Below are 18,322 nucleotides of genomic sequence, written 5' to 3' on the forward strand. Positions count from 1 at the left end.
CCGCACCCTTAAGGGTTCAGCCGCCTGCTCCGGGCAGCCGTATGACGGCCTTTCCCGCGGTCAGGTCGACGGTGGACCACGGCGGCGCCCCGTCCTCCTCGTCGTCGCGCATCACCAGCGCGCTCTGGCGTTCCTTGAGCTCGTTCTGCTTGCCCGGCGAGAAGGAGGCGTGCAGCTGCTCGAAGCCGGTCGCGGAGATCTGGCCCTGCCGCGCCGAGTTCCGCCAGGGCAGCACACCGGCCCGGCCGGCCCGCATCAGCAGCTGATCGGCGAAGGCCAGTACGGTCAGCAGGACCACCAGCCCCGGCAAGGTCATGAAGAAGACGAACTGCACGCGCGCTCCTCGGGTCGCCGTCGGGGCCAGCTTCCACCCCCCCGGCCGCGCTCCGCACAGGGGTTTGCCACAATGGGGCAACGTTTGTGCTTGCGTTCACAATCGTCGACGTCTCTCCCACCGAAGGTGACCCGTGGACATCAAGACCGCCACCGCCATCCGCCGCCTCCGCCTTGTCTCGGCCCCCGAGGCGGTGTCCTTCCTCCTTCTGCTGGTCTGCTCGGTGCTGAAGCGGACCACGGACTTCAACGCGGTCCCCGTGATGGGGATGATCCACGGCGTTCTCTTCATCCTGTACGTGATCTTCTGGGCGGACGCCTGGAACCGCACGAAGTGGTCGCTGAAGACCGCCGCCCTCTACTTCGTCCTCTCCGTGCTGCCCACCGGCGGCTTCTTCGCCGAGCGCAAGCTCCGGCGTGAGAGCGACGCCGCGGTCATCGCCTCCCGCGCCCGTCGCGAGGGCGTGGTGAAGACGTCGTGATCGTCGCCTTCTCCGTGACGCCGCTCGGTGTCGGCGAGGACGTGGGCGAGTACGTCGCCGACGCGGTCCGGATCGTCCGCGAGTCGGGGCTGCCGAACCGCACCGACGCGATGTTCACCTCGATCGAGGGCGAGTGGGACGAGGTGATGGACGTCGTCAAGCGCGCCGTCGCCGCCGTAGAGGCGCGGGCGCCGCGCGTCTCCCTGGTCCTCAAGGCGGACATCCGGCCCGGGGTGACGGACGGGCTCAACTCCAAGGTGGAGACGGTGGAGCGGTACCTGGGGGAGCGGGCGGAAGGCTGACGGGACGCGTCCCTGCCTCAGACGCCCAGGGGCGTGGCATCGAAGGCCTTGATCCGACCTGGTGTGAGGTCGCCGACGGCCTCGAGGCGGTCCAGCACCTCGGCGCGGCGCTGTCTGGCGAGATCGGGGTGACGGAGGGGATCGTAGGCGGAGGGCGCCTGGACGAGACCGGCGAGGAGGGCGGCCTGGGGCCAGTCCAACTGGGCGGGGTCCTTCCTGAAGTAGCCGTGTGCGGCCGCGTCCAGACCGTAGTAGCCGTGTCCGAAGTACGCGATGGACAGGTACATCCGCAGAATCTGGCTCTTGGGGTAGTCATGGGCGAGCTTGACGGCCAGAGCGACCTGTTCCAACTGGTCGCGACGGGTGCGCTGCCCGTTGGTATAGAGCATCTTGGCGAGTTGCTGCTCGATGGTGGCACCCCCTCCGTCGCCTCCGCCGCCGCGTAGCCGGACCTCGAGCGCACGCAGGACGCCGACAGGATCGATGCCCGGGTTGTGCCAGAAATGGGCGTCCTCGGTGGCCACCAACGCCGCGGCGACCTTCGGTGGCGTGGGCAGATCCGCGTCGCTCACGCTGCGGGCGGAATCCAGCGCACGCACCCGGGCCGCCGCGTCGCCGGCCGAGGGAGTGGCCGCAGACAGGACGAGTCCTCCGGCCGCCCCGAGCACCACGGCCGCGCCGAGACCGAGGACGCACGCACGGGCGATGAAACGGCGCAGCCACCGCGGCAACGTTTCCCGGCCCACGAGTACGACGGCGGCGACGGCCGCGAAGGCGACGAGGGCGGCGGTGACGCCGAACCCGTAGCCGAAGAGGGAGCGGGCACCGCCGAAGAGCACCGCGGCGCCCGCGCCGAGGCCGCCGGCGGCCAGGAACCGCCCGCGTGGCCCGTCGGAACTCCGCTCATCCGGCGGCATGACAGCCATGACGCTCATGCGATCCTCCCCTTTGGAATACTCGAGGCAGCTTTCGGCCCCGCCCTAATGTGCGCGTCGAGAGATAAGACTTCGGTAGGGAACTCCTGAAATATCAGTCAGAGATATCCCTTATGCGGGTCAAGATTCCGGTGACTCCCTTCTGCGGACCCGCTTTTGATTTCTAAACTGGGGCCCGGCAAACAGGGAGGTCCCGTTGAACTGGCGCCGCAGAATCACCTGGGGAGCACTGGCGTTGGTCCTTGCGGTACTCGCGGTCTCCGTGGGCACGTACGCCTGGGCGGACGAGAAACTCGACCGCACGGTGAACCTCGGAACACTTCCTGACCGGCCCCCACAGGGCAAGGGCACCAACTACCTCATCGCCGGCTCGGACAACCGGCGGAACCTGACCCCGCAGCAGCGAAAGGCCCTGCACACCGGCAGCGACGACGAGGGCCCGTACGGCAACAGCGACTCGATGATGCTGCTGCACATCGGCGCCGCCGGCGACACCCTGGTCAGCCTGCCGCGCGACAGCTACGTGACCATACCGGCGTACTCCGGCTCGGACGGTGTGCGGCATCCGGCGTCGACGAACAAGCTGAACGCGGCGTTCTCCCTGGGAGGCGGGCGGCTGCTGGCCGAGACGGTCGAATACAACACCGGAATCCGCATCGACCACTACGCGGAGATCGGCTTCGGCGGTTTCGTGGACCTCGTCGACGCACTCGGTGGCGTCACGGTGTGTCTGGACCGGCCGATCGTGGATCAGGCCTCGGGAGCCGATCTCAAGGCGGGCTGCCACAAGCTGGACGGCAGGCAGTCCCTCGATCTGGCCCGGGAACGCCATCAGGAGGCGGGTCAGGATCTCAGCCGAGTGGCGAACCAGCAGAAGTTCCTCGCCGCCATCGCACACCAGGCTCAGACCCCGTCCACTCTCCTCGATCCGTTCCGGCTCTACCCGGCACTCGACGCGGGCATCGGGACGCTGAGCGTGGACAAGGGCATGAGCCCGTACGACCTGGCGCGGATGTTCCTGGGCCTGAAGGGGATTTCAGGTGGACGAGGACATGAGCTGACTGTCCCGATCGCGGACGCGAACTACTACACACCGAACGCCGGTGATGCGGTGCTGTGGAACATGGCAGAGGCCAAGACCCTCTTCGGGGAACTACAGAACGATCAGCGAGTCACCATCGGCGACAACGATGCCCACTCCGATTTCTCCGGCGGTTAGCGGCAGTTCCCGGTGAGGCCCTTTTCCCTGGCGTCTTGAACCATATTCCGGAAGAAGAACATTGAAAACGATGAGTTACCTCGCCGCGTTGGCGGCGGTCTCCATGCTCACGCTGGTCGGATGTGGCCCGAGCGCGGCCTCGTCCCAGTCGCCCGGGGCGAGCGGCATCACGATAAAGCCGGTCACCGACGCGTCCGGCCGGGCGGAACCGGATCAGCCCATTCACTGCACGGTCGCTCACGCGAAACTGACCAAGGTCTTGGTCACCGGCGCGCACAGGTCCCCGGTCGCCGGGTCCCTCGACGCATCGGCCGGTACGTGGACACCGTCCCACCCGCTCAGCCTCGACGCCCGCTACACCGTGGCGGCGACGGCCACCGACTCATCCGGGAAGTCCGTCACCAAGAGCCTGGGCATCGAGACGATCGATCCGGCCGACACCGTCACCGCGCAGTCCATCAGCCCCGCCGCGGGGTCCGACGTCGGGGACGCCCAGCCTGTCGTCGTCGTCTTCACCAAGCCCGTGACCGATCGGGCAGCCGTCCAGAAAGCCCTGTCCGTGAGCGACACGGACCACGTCACCGGAGCCTGGCACTGGGTGACCGACCGGCGTGTCGACTACCGCCCCCGAACGTACTGGCCGTTGAAAGACAAGGTCACCGTCACGGGCGACCTCGATGGTGTGAACGCCGGACGGGGCCTGTGGGCGACCGGCGACTACACGCACACCTTCGCGGTCGACTCCGACGTCAAGGCGGTTGTCGACCCCGGCACCCAGTCCATGGCGGTCTACCGGGGCGGCAAACTGATCCGGACGCTTCCGATATCGACTGGCGGAAAGCATTACCAGACCTGGGGCGGCTACCTGGTGGTACTCGACAAGGTGGCGAAGACCCAGATGACATCGTGCAGCGTCGGACTCAGCTGCACGCCCGGCAAGCCCACCTACTACGACCTGCCGGTCTACTGGGACGTCCACCTGACCTGGAGCGGTACGTACATCCACGATGCCTCCTGGGACAACGCGGCCATCGGCCGGGTCGACAACTCCCACGGATGCGTCCACCTCAACGCGGCGGATGCGAAGTGGTTCTACAACACCGTGGAACCCGGAACGCTCATCCGGGTCATCAACCCGTCCAAGCCGGTGGCGCTCGACAACGGGGACGGCGACTGGAACGTCTCCTGGTCCCGGTGGAGCACGCCCAACGCCACCTGAATCCGGGTTGGCCGGAAACGACCGAAGGGCGAGACGGGGCTGACCACGATATGACCGGCCGGTAAGGTCTTTGGCGTGCCGAAGCCGCTCAGCCTTCCGTTCGACCCCATCGCCCGCGCCGACGAACTCTGGAAGCAGCGCTGGGGAAGCGTGCCGTCCATGGCCGCGATCACCTCGATCATGCGCGCGCACCAGATCCTGCTCGCCGAGGTCGACGCGGTGGTCAAGCCGTACGGGCTCACGTTCGCGCGCTATGAGGCGCTGGTGCTGCTCACCTTCTCCAAGGCGGGCGAGCTGCCGATGTCGAAGATCGGCGAGCGGCTCATGGTGCATCCCACGTCCGTGACGAACACCGTGGACCGCCTGGTGCGCTCGGGCCTGGTCGCCAAGCGCCCCAACCCGAACGACGGCCGCGGCACGCTCGCGACCATCACCGACAAGGGCCGCGAGGTGGTCGAGGCGGCGACCCGCGATCTGATGGCGATGGACTTCGGGCTCGGGGCGTACGACGCGGAGGAGTGCGCGGAGATCTTCGCGATGCTGCGGCCGCTTCGCGTGTCGGCGCGGGACTTCGCTCAGGAGTGACCCGGGGCAAGATCTCCCGGAGTGCGTGGTTACGCTCGTCCACATGAAAAAAAGCGTGCTGACCCGCTACCGCGTCATGGCCTACGTCACCGGTGTCCTGCTGGTTCTCCTGTGCCTCAGCATGATCGCCAAGTACGGCTTCGACATCGACGGCGCCGCGGACTTCACCCGTGTCGTGGCCATCGCGCACGGCTGGCTGTACGTCGTCTACCTGGTCGTCGCCTTCGACCTGGGTTCCAAGGCGAAGTGGCCGGTCGGCAAGCAGCTGTGGATCCTGCTGGCCGGGACCGTTCCGACGGCCGCGTTCTTCGTGGAGCGGAAGATCAGCCGCGAGCTGGAGGCGAAGGCCGCCGAGGACGCTCCGGCGGCCGTCAAGGCGTAGCCGCACCGCCGTACGGACAACGTGCGGCGGTCAGCGATCGACAATTACTAGGACGTCCTAGTAAATTCGATGGTATGGACGCTGACGCGATCGAAGAGGGCCGCCGGCGCTGGCAGGCCCGGTACGACGCCGCACGCAGGCGTGGGGCCGACTTCAGTACGCTCTCCGGCGATCCCGTGGAGCCGGTGTACGGGCCACGGCCACAGGACCGCTACGAGGGCTTCGAGCGGATCGGCTGGCCGGGGGAGTACCCCTTCACCCGCGGGCTGTACTCGACCGGCTACCGAGGGCGTACGTGGACCATCCGGCAGTTCGCCGGGTTCGGGAACGCCGAGCAGACCAACGAGCGGTACAAGAAGATCCTCGCCAATGGTGGCGGGGGCCTGTCCGTCGCCTTCGACATGCCGACGCTGATGGGGCGCGACTCGGACGACCCGCGTTCGCTCGGCGAGGTCGGTCACTGCGGTGTCGCCATCGACTCGGCCGCCGACATGGAGGTCCTGTTCAAGGACATCCCGCTCGGTGACGTCACGACCTCCATGACCATCAGCGGGCCGGCCGTACCCGTCTTCTGCATGTACCTCGTCGCCGCCGAGCGGCAGGGCATCGATCCGGCCGTGCTCAACGGCACGCTCCAGACCGACATCTTCAAGGAGTACATCGCCCAGAAGGAGTGGCTCTTCCAGCCCGAGCCGCACCTTCGCCTCATCGGCGACCTGATGGAGTACTGCGCGGCCGGCATCCCCGACTACAAGCCCCTGTCCGTGTCCGGCTACCACATCCGCGAGGCCGGTTCGACGGCCGCGCAGGAGCTGGCGTACACGCTGGCGGACGGGTTCGGGTACGTCGAACTGGGCCTCAGCCGCGGCCTGGACGTGGAGAAGTTCGCCCCCGGGCTGTCCTTCTTCTTCGACGCGCACGTCGACTTCTTCGAGGAGATCGCCAAGTTCCGTGCGGCGCGCCGGATCTGGGCCCGGTGGATGCGAGATGTCTACGGGGCCCGGTCCGAGAAGGCGCAGTGGCTGCGCTTCCACACGCAGACCGCCGGGGTCTCGCTGACCGCCCAGCAGCCGTACAACAACGTGGTGCGTACGGCGGTGGAGGCGCTCGCGGCGGTGCTCGGCGGGACCAACTCGCTGCACACCAACGCCCTGGACGAGACGCTGGCGCTGCCCAGCGAGCAGGCGGCGGAGATCGCGCTGCGCACGCAGCAGGTGCTGATGGAGGAGACCGGGGTCGCCAACGTGGCGGATCCGCTGGGCGGTTCGTGGTTCGTCGAGCAGCTCACCGACCGGATCGAGGCGGACGCCGAGAAGATCTTCGAGCAGATCAAGGAGCGGGGGCTCAGAGCACACCCGGATGGGCAGCACCCCATCGGGCCCATCACCTCCGGGATCCTGCGCGGGGTCGAGGACGGCTGGTTCACCGGCGAGATCGCCGAGTCCGCCTTCCAGTACCAGCAGGCGCTGGAGAAGGGCGACAAGCGGGTGGTGGGGGTCAATGTCCACACCGGGTCCGTCACCGGGGACCTCGAGATCCTGCGGGTCAGCCACGAGGTGGAGCGGGAGCAGGTCCGGGTGCTGGGGGCGCGCAGGGCCGGGCGGGACGATGCCGCCGTACGATCCGCCCTCGACGCGATGCTCGCCGCCGCGCGGGACGGGGGCAACATGATCGAGCCCATGCTGGACGCCGTACGCGCGGAGGGGACGCTGGGGGAGATCTGCGGGGTGCTGCGGGACGAGTGGGGGGTGTACACGGAGCCGGCGGGGTTCTGACCGGCCGGGGGCCGGGCAGGTTTTCGCCCCCGCCGCCCCTACCCGCCCGTCCCTGGGGGCTGCCGCCCCCAGACCCCCGCTTTCGGCCCTGAACGGGCCTCGTCCTCAAACGCCGGACGGGCTGAAAACAGCAGACGCCTGACGGCTGAAATCAGCTCTAGTCCGCCCCGGCGAGTCCCAGGAGCAGTACCTTCGTCAGGCCGCGGACCCAGTCCTCGTCGGCCGGTTCCGCGCTGATCAGGGTGCGGTGGACCACCGCGCCCGCGACCACGTCGAAGATCAGGTCCACCGTGCGGGCGGCTTCCTCCGGATCGGTTTCCGGGGGGAGTTCGCCGCGTTTCTGCGCGCGGGCCCGGCCTTCCAGGACCAGCCGCTTCTGGCGTTCCACGATCGACTCCCGGATGCGTTCGCGCAGGGCCTCGTCCCGGGTCGACTCCGCGACCACCGCCATCAGGCCGTTCTTCGCCTCCGGGCGGGCCAGGATCGCCGCGAACTGGAGGACCACGCCCTCGATGTCGGCGGCTAGGGTGCCGCAGTCGGGCAGGCGCAGTTCGTCGAAGAGTTCGGCGACCGCGTCCACCACGAGTTCGTTCTTGCCGGCCCAGCGGCGGTAGAGGGTCGTCTTCGCGACCCCCGCCCTCGTCGCCACGTCCCCCAGGGTCAGTTTCGACCAGCCCAGTTCGACCAGGGCAGCCCGTGTCGCGGCCAGGATCGCGGTGTCCGCGGCGGCGTTGCGCGGTCGCCCGGTGCGACTGGCGGGTATGCGGCTGTGCATGCCATGACCATAACCGCCGGGTCCTGTGGGGTCGTGAGGGAGATCACCGGGGTGCCCTGTACCGGAGGCACTGCGTGCCATTACGCTACGACTCGTAGCGAAAGCTTGTAGCGAAAGCTCGTGACGGACGTACACGGGCGACGGGACATACGGCGTGGGGTGGGGACCCGGCGCCGGACACCACGCAGCATGACCGGCTTTCACATCGCTTTTCACATGCGCGCCGGAACGGGGGAGGATAGGCGCATGCAGCCACGGAACATGTCCATGAGCGGAGTCGTCGACCTCGCCGCGGTGAAGGCGGCCCAGGAGGCCAAGGCGAAGGCGGAGCAGGCCCGCGCCCAAGCGGCCCGGCAGGGCGGTGGGACGGGCGGCGTCTCACCGGCCGATCTCGTCATCGACGTCGATGAAGCGGGGTTCGAGCAGGAAGTCCTGCAACGGTCCGCCGAAGTACCCGTCGTCATCGACTTCTGGGCCGAGTGGTGCCAGCCCTGCAAGCAGCTGAGCCCCGTCCTGGAGCGCCTCGCCGTCGAGTACAACGGCCGCTTCCTCCTCGCCAGGATCGACGTCGACGCCAACCAGATGCTGATGCAGCAGTTCGGGGTCCAGGGGATCCCGGCCGTCTTCGCCGTGGTGGCGGGGCAGGCCCTGCCGCTCTTCCAGGGCGCCGCGGGCGAGGAGCAGATCCGGCAGACCCTCGACCAGCTGGTGCAGGTCGCCGAGCAGCGCTTCGGCCTGACGGGCCTCACGGTCGACCCGGACGCCGACCCGGGCGCCGCCGACCAGACCACTCCCGCGGTACCGGTGGGGCCGTACGACGCCCTCCTCGAAGCCGCCGTACAGGCCCTGGACGCGGGGGACTTGGGCGGTGCCGTCCGGGCGTACAAGAACGTGCTGAACGACGACCCGGGCAACCCGGAGGCCAAACTGGGCCTCGCCCAGGCCGAGTTGCTCCAGCGGGTGGAGGGCGCGGACCCGCAGCAGGTGCGCAAGGAGGCGGCCGACCGGCCGGACGACGTGCAGGCGCAGATCGCCGCCGCCGACCTGGACTTGGTGGGCGGACACGTGGAGGACGCCTTCGGGCGGCTCATCGACACCGTGCGGCGTACGGCGGGTGCGGACCGGGACTCCGTACGCCTCAGGCTGCTGGAGCTGTTCGAGGTCGTCGGTGCCGAGGACCCGCGGGTGGCGGCCGCGCGCAGGGCTCTGGCGCGCGCCCTGTTCTGAGCGGGGCGAGGGCCCGGTTCTGACCAGTCGCTAAACGCCGGGGCCTGTGATGCCCGAGTGAAAGATTTGCCGACGGGATGTCAGTGCGGCCGCGTTTTGCCAAAACTTGGCAATCGCGGCCGCTGTTACTTCCAGTAAGCCAGAGGCGTTGATCTGTCGGATTCTGTCCATCGATCAACAGCTTTGTTCCGACCCCGATTGACACCCAGCGTCGCCGACTGGGACCGCTGGGTCGTTGTTCGGTTATCCGGCCGTTACCCGTGAGTAACGAACCCCCTTGTGTCGACGGCGAGAATGCACCACGATCGGCCACGCTCGGTCCATTCCCGTACCCCGGCAGCCGGTTGGGTCATACGGGAACCCAGGGTCCCCACCGGGCAGAGTCGGCGGCGCTGTCGCCGGTTCTTGGACAGGGGGGTCTTCGCCCACTCGGCGAAGCCTGTCCAGCAGGGTTGTGCGTGATGCGTGTCAGGCGCGACCAGTGGTTGTCGCTCGGGGGTGATCGCCGGTGATCGGTGCGCTGTTCGCGCCTCCGAGTGCAGGCGCTCTCCTTCCCGAGGACGTAGCACTTCTCCCATCCCTGCCCGGCTGAGCCGTCGACAGACAGGGGCAGCCAGGGTCAGGAGATGTACGTCCGAGAAGGAGGAAATATGGAGTCCCAGGTGCGTGGCGGGACCAGATGGAAGCGGTTCGCTGTGGTGATGGTGCCCAGCGTGGCCGCCACGGCTTGTATAGGTATAGCCCTGGCCAACAGCGCCCTGGCGGCGTCGTTCAGTGTGTCGGGTCAGTCGTTCAAGGTCACGGTCGACAAGCTCGTCGGCAATGGCTTCTCGCAGTACGGGGCCATTGACTCGGGGTACACCCTCAACGGCGAGAAGACGGCTCACCCCGTCGCGGTCTCGGCGTTCAAGAGCGCAACGCTCACGAACATGTGCCAGTCCGTGGTCACGCCCGACATCCCGCTGATCGGTTCGGTCAGCCTGATGCTCAAGGCGGGTGGCAGCGGTACGCCGGTCAAGGCCGACAACCTCTACATCGACGTCGAAGACCTCGAGGCAGACGCCACCTTCGAGAACATCGACATCGGTGTGGCCGGCAAGGACCTCAGCAAGGGTCCGGGCATCAAGAGCGGTGACACGGCGAACCCGTACGGCTTCAGCCAGCAGGCCCAGAAGGCCACGCTGGTCGACGTGAAGCAGACGGCGTGGGCGACCACCGCCGGAACCTTCAAGCTCAGCGGCCTGAAGATGTCGCTGTCGAAGGGTGTCAAAGAGTGCTACTGAGCACTCGCTGAGGGGCGGGGGAGCCGGTGGCGCCCCCGCCCGTCCCACCCAGCGATCTCCAACCCGCAGTACCACTCACCACAGCAACGCCGTTCCAGGGAGCTGTTTTCCATGAGCGCCGAGACTCCTGCCGCGCCCGGTCGTGACGAGCACTACCTCCGGGTCTTTCGGCGGAACTTCCGCATCTGGCGGGGCGGTCGGCCGTTCTGGGCCGGTCTGTTCGTCATGCTCGGCGGACTCCCCATCGTCTACTTCCCGTACGCGAACCTCCAGATCGGTCACCTGACGCTGGCCATGGCCACCACCGCGGGCGCCGGGTCACTGATCATCGGCGTGCTGCTCGTCGTCCTGGGCATCAGCCTCTGGTTTCAGAAGCACGTCCGTACCTTCGCGGGCGTAGCGGCGATCCTGCTGGCGCTGGTGTCCATCCCGGTGTCCAACCTCGGCGGCTTCGTCGTCGGCTTCCTCCTCTCCCTCATCGGCGGGGCGATGGCCGTGTCGTGGGTGCCGGGCGAGCCTCCTGTGCCGCCGGCGCCGGAGACCGGCGCGGGCCAGGGCGGTGCCCCCGAGGGCGCGGTTCCCGGTGACCTGTTCAGGAAGGGCGGCGGCGCGGGCACGGGCTACGCGGCGGGTACGGACCCCGACACCACCATCCTCAAGCCGGTGAACGGGGCGGGCGAGCCGAAGGATCTGTCAGGAACGAGCCCGGTCTACGGGGCGAACGGGAGGCACAGTGCCGGCTGACGAGGTGACCCACGGGGCTGACGTGGAGGCGTCCCGTGTGAGAACCGGGCCGCGCCATGCGGCACCCAAGAAGCCGCTGTTCACCAGGTTCCACGTGCCGGCCGGCAAGGCGATAGCCCTGGCGGCGATGCCGACGGCGGTCCTCATGGGCATGGGGTTCACGCCCACGCTCGCGCTCGCCGACGAGCAGCCGGCGTCGAAGAGCCTGACGGCGGACGAGTACAAGGACTGCCTCACGGCGCTGGAGGACGGTTCCTCGGCCAGTGCGTCGCCGTCCGACTCGGCGAGCGGGGACTCCAAGGACACGTCCGCCGACGACGGGGCGAAGCCGACACCGTCGGCCTCCCCGGGCTCGGACGACACCTCTTCGCCGGATTCAGGTTCCGACGACAAGGCCGCGCCCACGCCCACGCCGTCGGCCTCGCCCAGCAAGGAGAGCGACGCGGGGTCCGGCGACGCCGCCCCGGCGAGCCCCTCGCCCTCGCCCTCCGAGAGCGGCGGCGGTCTGCTGGACGACATCGGCGACGCGATCACCGGTATCTTCACCGGCGGCAAGGACGCTTCCACGGAGAGCGCGAGCCCGGCCCCGTCGGCCTCGCCCTCCACGTCCGCCGCGGACAGCATGGCCAAGGACACGGTCAAGGACGCGTCCGACGCCGTCAAGGAGACCACCGAGAAGGTCACCGACACGGTCGGCGACACCGTGAAGGACACCACCGACACGGCGTCCAAGGCGGCCGAGGACACCACCAAGGCCGTCGAGAAGGCGGCCGAGGAGGCGGGGGAGGGCGCCACAGCCTCTCCCAGCCCCTCCGCGAGCTCCAGCGCCGACCCGGAGGACTGCCCGGTCGCCACGGACGCGGAGGGCGGCGATGTGGACAACGCCATCCCGCTGCCCGACAAGCCCTGGAACCTGGAAGCCAGTTCGCTGACGCTGAAGGGCGCCGACTACAAGGGCGTCGTGAAGGTGAAGACCGCGAACGGTTCGGTCAAGGAGGTCCTGAAGTACGTCGTGTCGGACGGCGTCGACATCGGCGACATGCACCAGCTCGTGCACGAGAACGGCAAGACCTACCACGTGGCCGGGGCCAAGGGCTCCACGTCCACCTTCAGTGGCGGCGACGTGGTGATGTACACCGAGAGCATCTCCGGCAACCTGTTCGGCCTGATCCCGCTGACGTTCACTCCCAAGAGCCCGCCGCCGCTGAACCTCCCGCTGATCTACTTCACCAACGTGAAGGTCACGCAGGCCGCCCAGTTCGGCGGGACCCTGCACATCCCCGGGATGCGCGTCTACAGCAGCGAGGGCTGAGCCCCACCACAAGCCCATCCGGGAGCCGCACACAGCTGAGGGCGCCCCCTGGCCACAGGGGGCGCCCTCAGCGCTGTAGAAGGCCCTTGAGGGGCCTTGCCAGTGGGGCAGGTGGTACCAGGATCGCCGCGTGGCCGAGGGGGCCGCGGAACGCGTGACCGCTGGATGGTTCGCGAACTCAATGTGTACGAGAGATGGAGAGGTTCAAGGCGCGTGGCTGCTGATCCCTCCCCGCCCCAGGGCGAGGTGCTGCGGCAACTCGCCCAGGTCGTCGGCCCGTCCGAGGACGATGCCTTGTTCGCCGACGGTCCGGAGGTCGTCGGTGACGTACTGGAACGCGTTCCAGGGGACGAACGCGAGCGTTGGGTACGGATCCTCCCGCCGACTGTGCGCGACTTCTCCGCGCGCCGGGCGCGGGACCTCGGGGTCCTGGAATCGCTGGAGAGCGGTCCGCGTGACCGCCGACCAGGACGTCCTGCGTGTTGTCTCTCAAAAGGGCCGGACCAAGAGAATCAGGCAGGCTGCCGTGGATGCCTTCCGGCATCGCTGAGCTCGCGCCATCGTGCAGGTGGCGGCCGACGCGTGACACCCAGCGTGAAAGCCACTGAGGGCGCCCCCTGTCCACAGGGAGCGCCCTCAGTGCCATACAACAGCCCCTACAGCCCGATCAGTTGGCGCCGCCCAGATGGTGCACCCGCAGCATGTTGGTCGTGCCGGAGACGCCGGGCGGTGAGCCCGCGGTGATGATGACGATGTCGCCCGGGTTGAAGCGCTTCGTCTTGGTGATCTCCTGGTCCACCAGGTCGACCATCGCGTCGGTGCTGTTCACGAACGGCACGACGTGCGACTCCACGCCCCAGCTGAGCGCCAGCTGGTTGCGGGTGGACTCGTCCAGGGTGTAGGCGATGATCGGCTGGACCGCGCGGTAGCGCGAGAGGCGGCGGGCGGTGTCGCCGGACTGGGTGAAGGCCACCAGGCCCCGGCCGCCGAGGAAGTCGGCGATCTCGCAGGCGGCACGGGCGACCGAACCGCCCTGCGTACGCGGCTTCTTGCCGGGGACCAGTGGCTGCAGGCCCTTCGACATCAGCTCCTGCTCCGCCGCGGTGACGATCTTCGACATCGTCTTCACGGTCTCGATCGGGTACGCGCCCACGCTCGACTCCGCCGACAGCATGACCGCGTCCGCGCCGTCCAGGATCGCGTTGGCCACGTCGGAGGCCTCGGCGCGGGTCGGCCGGGAGTTGGTGATCATCGACTCCATCATCTGGGTCGCCACGATCACCGGCTTGGCGTTGCGCCGGCACAGCTCGATCAGGCGCTTCTGCACCATGGGGACCTTCTCGAGCGGGTACTCGACGGCCAGGTCGCCACGGGCGACCATCACGCCGTCGAACGCCATCACGACGTCCTCCATGTTCTCCACCGCCTGCGGCTTCTCCACCTTGGCGATGACCGGGACCCGGCGGCCCTCTTCGTCCATGATCTTGTGGACGTCGGCGACGTCCGTGGCGTCCCGCACGAAGGACAGCGCGACCAGGTCGCAGCCCATGCGCAGCGCGAAACGCAGGTCGTCGATGTCCTTCTCGGACAGCGCCGGCACGTTCACGGCGGCGCCGGGCAGGTTGATGCCCTTGTGGTCGGAGACGACTCCGCCTTCGATGACGATCGTCCGCACCTGCGAACCCTCGACGTCCAGGACCTTCAGCTCGACATTGCCGTCGTTGATCAGGATCGGGTCGCCGCGCGACACGTCACCGGTCAGGCCCTTGTACGTCGTCCCGCAGATCTGCTTGTCACCGGGCACGTCCTCGGTGGTGATGACGAACTCGTCACCGCGCTCCAGCTCCACCGGGCCCTCGGCGAAGGTCTCCAGCCGGATCTTGGGGCCCTGGAGGTCGGCGAGGACGCCGATGGCGCGGCCGGTCTCCTTGGCGGCGGCCCGGACGCGGTCGTACCGCCCCTGGTGCTCGGCGTGCGAGCCGTGGCTGAAGTTGAAGCGGGCCACGTTCATGCCGGCTTCGATCAGGGACACGAGCATCTCGTGGGAGTCGACCGCGGGGCCGAGAGTACAGACGATTTTCGAACGGCGCATAGGGCGATCCTATCGGTTTGTTTCGCTACGGAATATTCCGTCTGGTGGAAGACCCAGAAGATACAAATGGGCGGCTCTGCGCTCAGGCGTGTTACTGCTGTGTATGCGGTGTATGCCGTGTATTGCTCAGCCGGCCACGCGGCGGAGCCGCATATTGTTACTGCCCGACCAGTGCGTAGGTCTGTGTCGCAATCTCCAGCTCCTCGTCGGTCGGCACCACGGCGACGGCGACCCGCGCGGACCCGGGCGAGATCAGCCGTGGCTCGTCGCCGCGCACCGCGTTCAGCTCGCCGTCCACCGCCAGGCCCAGTCCCTCGAGGCCGGCCATGGCAGCTTCCCGCACGGCGCTCGCGTTTTCCCCGACGCCCGCGGTGAAGGCGACCGCGTCCACCCGTCCGAGTACGGCGTAATAGGCGCCGATGTACTTCTTCAGACGGTGAATGTAGATGTCGAAGGCCAGCCGGGCCCGCTCATCACCCTCGTCGATCCGGCGGCGGATCTCCCGCATGTCGTTGTCCCCGCACAGACCGATCAATCCGCTCTTCTTGTTGAGAAGAGTGTCGATCTCGTCCGTGGACATTCCGCCAACGCGCGTCAAATGCAAGATGACAGCCGGGTCCATGTCTCCGGAGCGCGTACCCATCACGAGCCCCTCCAAGGGCGTCAGCCCCATGGAGGTGTCCACGCACTTCCCGCCTCGGACGGCGGAGGCCGACGCCCCGTTGCCGAGGTGCAGCACGATGACGTTGACGTCCTGAGGCGCCTTGCCCAGCAGCTTCGCCGTAGCCCGGGACACGTACGCGTGCGAGGTCCCGTGGAAGCCGTAGCGCCTGATGCGGTACTCGTCGGCGGTCTTCACGTCGATCGCGTAGCGGGCGGCCGACTCCGGCATCGTCGTGTGGAAGGCGGTGTCGAAGACGGCGACCTGCGGGAGGTCCGGGCGCAGCGCCTGTGCCGTGCGAATGCCGGTCAGGTTGGCCGGGTTGTGCAGCGGGGCCACCGGGATCAGCCGCTCGATCTCGGCGAGGACGGCGTCGTCGACGACGGTCGGCTCGGTGAAGTGCCGGCCGCCGTGCACCACCCGGTGCCCGATGGCGGCCAGCTCGGGGGAGTCCAGCCCGAGCCCGTCCTTCGACAGCTCTTCCGCCACGGCCTTCAGGGCGGCCTCGTGGTCGGTGATCGGGCCGGTCCACTCGCGGGTCTTGCCGCTTTCGACCGGCGTGTGCTTGAGCCGGGAGGTCTCCTCGCCGATGCGCTCGACGAGCCCCACGGCCAGCCGGCCGCCGCCCCGCATGTCGAGCAGCTGGTACTTCACCGACGAGGAGCCGGAGTTGAGGACGAGGACACGGGTGGCGCTCACTGGGCGGTTGCCTTCTCGATCGGGGACGCGGCGAGTGTCTGGGCCTGGATCGCCGTGATGGCGACCGTCGTGACGATGTCCTGGACGAGGGCGCCCCGGGACAGGTCGTTGACCGGCTTGCGCAGGCCTTGCAGCACCGGTCCGACGGCGATCGCGCCGGCCGAACGCTGCACGGCCTTGTACGTGTTGTTGCCGGTGTTGAGGTCGGGGAAGATCAACACACTGGCCTGGCCCGCGACTTCGGAGCCCGGCAGCTTGGTCGCCGCGACCGTCGGCTCGACGGCGGCGTCGTACTGGATGGGCCCCTCGATCCGCAGGTCGGGGCGGCGCGAGCGGACGAGGTCCGTGGCCTCCCGCACCTTGTCGACGTCGACGCCCGAGCCCGACGTACCGGTCGAGTACGACAGCATCGCGATCCGCGCCGGCACACCGAACTGCTCGGCGGTGGCGGCCGACTGGACGGCGATGTCGGCGAGCTGCTCGGCGTTCGGGTCGGGGTTCACGGCGCAGTCGCCGTAGACGAGGACCTTGTCGGCGAGGCACATGAAGAAGACCGAGCTCACGATCGATGCGTCCGGCTTGGTCTTGATGATCTCGAAGGCCGGGCGGATGGTCGCGGCCGTGGAGTGCACGGACCCTGACACCATGCCGTCGGCGAGGCCCTCCTGGACCATCAGCGTGCCGAAGTAGTTCGCGTCGGAGACGACGTCGTAGGCCAGCTCCACCGTGACGCCCTTGTGGGCGCGCAGCGCGGCGTACTTCTCGGCGAAGGAGTCGCGCAGCTCGGCGGTGGCCGGGTCGATCAACTGGCAGTCGCCCAGGTCGATACCGAGGTCGGCGGCCTTCTTGCGGATCTGGTCGACCGGGCCGAGCAGGGTGAGGTCGCACACCCCGCGCCGCAGCAGCACCTCGGCCGCGTGCAGGACGCGCGGCTCGGTGCCCTCGGGCAGCACGACGCGCCGCTTGTCGGAGCGGGCCTGCTCCAGGAGCTTGTGCTCGAACATCATCGGCGTGAGGCGGTCGCTGCTCGGCGCGGAGACGCGGCTGTTGAGCTCGGCGGTGTCGGCGTACCGCTCGAAGAGGCCGAGCGCGGTCTCCGCCTTGCGCGGGGTCGCCGCGTTCAACTTCCCCTCCAGGGAGAAGAGTTCGGCGGCGGTGGGAAAGCTGTTGCCGGCCACCGAGAGCACCGGGGTGCCGGGGGCGAGGCGGGCGGCGAGGGTGAGGACGGCGTGGCTCGGCACTTCGTTGAGGGTGAGCAGCATGCCCGCTATCGGCGGGGTGCCGGCGCTGTGCGCGGCGAGCGCGCCCACCACGAGGTCGGCCCGGTCGCCCGGCGTGACGACCATGCAGCCGGGCGTCAGGGCGCTCAGGAAGTTCGGCAGCATGGCGCCGCCGAAGACGAAGTCGAGCGCGTCCCGGGCCAGCCCCGAGTCGTCGCCGAGCAGCACCTTGGCGCCGAGGGTGTGCGCGATCTGGGAGACGGTCGGCGCGGCGAGGGCGGGCTCGTCCGGGAGGACGTAGCAGGGCACGGGGAGCCGGGAGCCCACGCGCTCGGCGATCTCGTCCCGGTCGGCGCGGGCGACCCGGTTGGCGACCATGGCGAGCACGTCGCAGCCGAGGCCGTCGTAGGCCCGGTAGGCGTTGCGGGTCTCGGCGAGTACCGATTCGGCGGTCTGCCCCCGGCCGCCCACCACCGGGATCACCGAGGCGCCGAACTCGTTGGCGAGCCGTGCGTTGAGCGAGAGCTCGTCCGGGAACTGGGTGTCGGCGAAGTCGGTACCGAGGACGAGGACGACGTCGTAGTCCCGGGCGACCCGGTGGAACCGGTCGACGAGCGTCGACACCAGCTCGTCCGCTCCGCGCTCGGCCTGGAGGGCGGACGCCTGGTGGTAGTCCATGCCGTAGACGGTCGCCGGGTCCTGGGAGAGCCGGTAGCGGGCGCGCAGCAGCTCGAACAGACGGTCCGGGTCGTCGTGGACGAGGGGACGGAAGACGCCCACCCGGTCGACCTGCCGGGTCAGGAGTTCCATGACCCCCAGCTCGACGACCTGGCGGCCGTCGCCGCGGTCGATTCCGGTCACGTACACGCTGCGGGTCACGCGTGCTCTCCGTTTCGTGGGTGGGGTGCGCTTGGGGGCCGTATATAAATTTCGTTGGGGGTCATAAAAATCGCCCACCGAGGTGAGCAGAACCCACTTGACAATACCTCTCGCGATAGATAAGGCGCCCGTCAGGAGGAGGGGCGACACCGTCCTGTGGGGCATGAAACAATCGGGTCCGGCTCACCGGTGTCAACA

Annotated in this window: 17 protein-coding genes; 11 read left to right on the forward strand and 6 right to left on the reverse strand. The window is 68.7% G+C overall.

Features of this window, described 5'->3' with window-relative positions:
• Positions 1 to 16 precede the first annotated feature (16 nt).
• On the reverse strand, positions 17 to 334 hold the full coding sequence (locus AB0I77_RS44880) for a DUF6191 domain-containing protein (RefSeq protein WP_363288676.1): 318 nt from the start codon (positions 332 to 334) through the stop codon (positions 17 to 19).
• A 133-nt stretch (positions 335 to 467) separates the two neighbouring features.
• Between AB0I77_RS44880 and AB0I77_RS44885 the strand changes: the two genes are divergently transcribed.
• Together AB0I77_RS44885 and AB0I77_RS44890 are read left to right on the forward strand one after the other, a co-directional pair.
• Positions 468 to 815: a DUF3817 domain-containing protein gene (locus AB0I77_RS44885; protein ID WP_363288677.1), complete on the forward strand. Its 348-nt coding sequence runs from the start codon at positions 468 to 470 to the stop codon at positions 813 to 815.
• A complete protein-coding gene (locus AB0I77_RS44890; protein WP_363288678.1) occupies positions 812 to 1,117 on the forward strand; it encodes an MTH1187 family thiamine-binding protein in 306 nt (101 codons plus the stop codon). The genes AB0I77_RS44885 and AB0I77_RS44890 overlap by 4 nt, the downstream gene beginning before the upstream one ends.
• A gap of 17 nt (positions 1,118 to 1,134) precedes the next feature.
• Here AB0I77_RS44890 and AB0I77_RS44895 read toward each other — a convergent pair whose 3' ends face one another.
• Positions 1,135 to 2,052: a biosynthetic peptidoglycan transglycosylase gene (locus tag AB0I77_RS44895; RefSeq protein ID WP_363288679.1), complete on the reverse strand. Its 918-nt coding sequence runs from the start codon at positions 2,050 to 2,052 to the stop codon at positions 1,135 to 1,137.
• Between the two features lie 196 nt (positions 2,053 to 2,248).
• On the opposite strand from AB0I77_RS44895, the gene AB0I77_RS44900 reads away from it, so the two are divergent.
• The 5 genes from AB0I77_RS44900 to AB0I77_RS44920 all read left to right on the forward strand — a co-directional run bounded on the left by AB0I77_RS44900 (position 2,249) and on the right by AB0I77_RS44920 (position 7,232).
• Positions 2,249 to 3,271 (forward strand): LCP family protein, encoded by a 1,023-nt coding sequence (locus AB0I77_RS44900; protein WP_363288680.1) that lies wholly within the window; start codon positions 2,249 to 2,251, stop codon positions 3,269 to 3,271.
• A gap of 70 nt (positions 3,272 to 3,341) precedes the next feature.
• A complete protein-coding gene (locus AB0I77_RS44905) occupies positions 3,342 to 4,490 on the forward strand; it encodes an Ig-like domain-containing protein (RefSeq protein ID WP_363288681.1) in 1,149 nt (382 codons plus the stop codon).
• Between the two features lie 75 nt (positions 4,491 to 4,565).
• The gene (locus AB0I77_RS44910) at positions 4,566 to 5,075 is read left to right on the forward strand and encodes a MarR family transcriptional regulator (protein WP_363288682.1); all 510 of its coding nucleotides are present in this window, start codon (positions 4,566 to 4,568) and stop codon (positions 5,073 to 5,075) included.
• A 43-nt stretch (positions 5,076 to 5,118) separates the two neighbouring features.
• Positions 5,119 to 5,457 carry a DUF3817 domain-containing protein gene (locus tag AB0I77_RS44915; protein ID WP_363288683.1) on the forward strand — a complete coding sequence of 113 codons (339 nt, stop codon included), beginning with the start codon at positions 5,119 to 5,121 and terminating at the stop codon, positions 5,455 to 5,457.
• 74 nt (positions 5,458 to 5,531) lie between these two features.
• Positions 5,532 to 7,232 carry a methylmalonyl-CoA mutase family protein gene (locus tag AB0I77_RS44920; RefSeq protein ID WP_363288684.1) on the forward strand — a complete coding sequence of 567 codons (1,701 nt, stop codon included), beginning with the start codon at positions 5,532 to 5,534 and terminating at the stop codon, positions 7,230 to 7,232.
• 157 nt (positions 7,233 to 7,389) lie between these two features.
• Here the strand turns inward: AB0I77_RS44920 and AB0I77_RS44925 are convergent, their stop codons facing one another.
• On the reverse strand, positions 7,390 to 8,007 hold the full coding sequence (locus AB0I77_RS44925; protein ID WP_363288685.1) for a TetR/AcrR family transcriptional regulator: 618 nt from the start codon (positions 8,005 to 8,007) through the stop codon (positions 7,390 to 7,392).
• 246 nt (positions 8,008 to 8,253) lie between these two features.
• Here AB0I77_RS44925 and AB0I77_RS44930 point away from each other — a divergent pair, with 246 nt between their 5' ends.
• The 4 genes from AB0I77_RS44930 (at position 8,254) to AB0I77_RS44945 (ending at position 12,573) form a co-directional block, all read left to right on the forward strand.
• Complete coding sequence (locus AB0I77_RS44930; RefSeq protein WP_363288686.1) at positions 8,254 to 9,234, forward strand: tetratricopeptide repeat protein; 981 nt, start codon at positions 8,254 to 8,256, stop codon at positions 9,232 to 9,234.
• 650 nt (positions 9,235 to 9,884) lie between these two features.
• Positions 9,885 to 10,517, forward strand: coding sequence for a DUF6230 family protein (locus AB0I77_RS44935; protein WP_363288687.1), 633 nt, complete (start codon positions 9,885 to 9,887; stop codon positions 10,515 to 10,517).
• 111 nt (positions 10,518 to 10,628) lie between these two features.
• On the forward strand, positions 10,629 to 11,261 hold the full coding sequence (locus AB0I77_RS44940) for a DUF6114 domain-containing protein (RefSeq protein WP_363288689.1): 633 nt from the start codon (positions 10,629 to 10,631) through the stop codon (positions 11,259 to 11,261).
• Positions 11,251 to 12,573 (forward strand): hypothetical protein, encoded by a 1,323-nt coding sequence (locus AB0I77_RS44945; protein WP_363288690.1) that lies wholly within the window; start codon positions 11,251 to 11,253, stop codon positions 12,571 to 12,573. Before AB0I77_RS44940 ends, AB0I77_RS44945 begins: the two co-directional genes overlap by 11 nt.
• 667 nt (positions 12,574 to 13,240) lie before the next feature.
• Here AB0I77_RS44945 and pyk read toward each other — a convergent pair.
• From pyk to pta, 3 genes are all read right to left on the reverse strand, one after another.
• A complete protein-coding gene (pyk, locus tag AB0I77_RS44950; RefSeq protein WP_363288691.1) occupies positions 13,241 to 14,665 on the reverse strand; it encodes a pyruvate kinase in 1,425 nt (474 codons plus the stop codon).
• A gap of 157 nt (positions 14,666 to 14,822) precedes the next feature.
• Positions 14,823 to 16,025 (reverse strand): acetate kinase, encoded by a 1,203-nt coding sequence (locus AB0I77_RS44955; protein ID WP_363288692.1) that lies wholly within the window; start codon positions 16,023 to 16,025, stop codon positions 14,823 to 14,825.
• Positions 16,022 to 18,124, reverse strand: coding sequence for a phosphate acetyltransferase (gene pta, locus AB0I77_RS44960; protein ID WP_363288693.1), 2,103 nt, complete (start codon positions 18,122 to 18,124; stop codon positions 16,022 to 16,024). The genes AB0I77_RS44955 and pta overlap by 4 nt, the downstream gene beginning before the upstream one ends.
• Positions 18,125 to 18,322 lie beyond the last annotated feature (198 nt).

It is taken from the genome of Streptomyces sp. NPDC050619 (genome assembly GCF_040654815.1).
Taxonomy (GTDB): Bacteria; Actinomycetota; Actinomycetes; order Streptomycetales; family Streptomycetaceae; genus Streptomyces.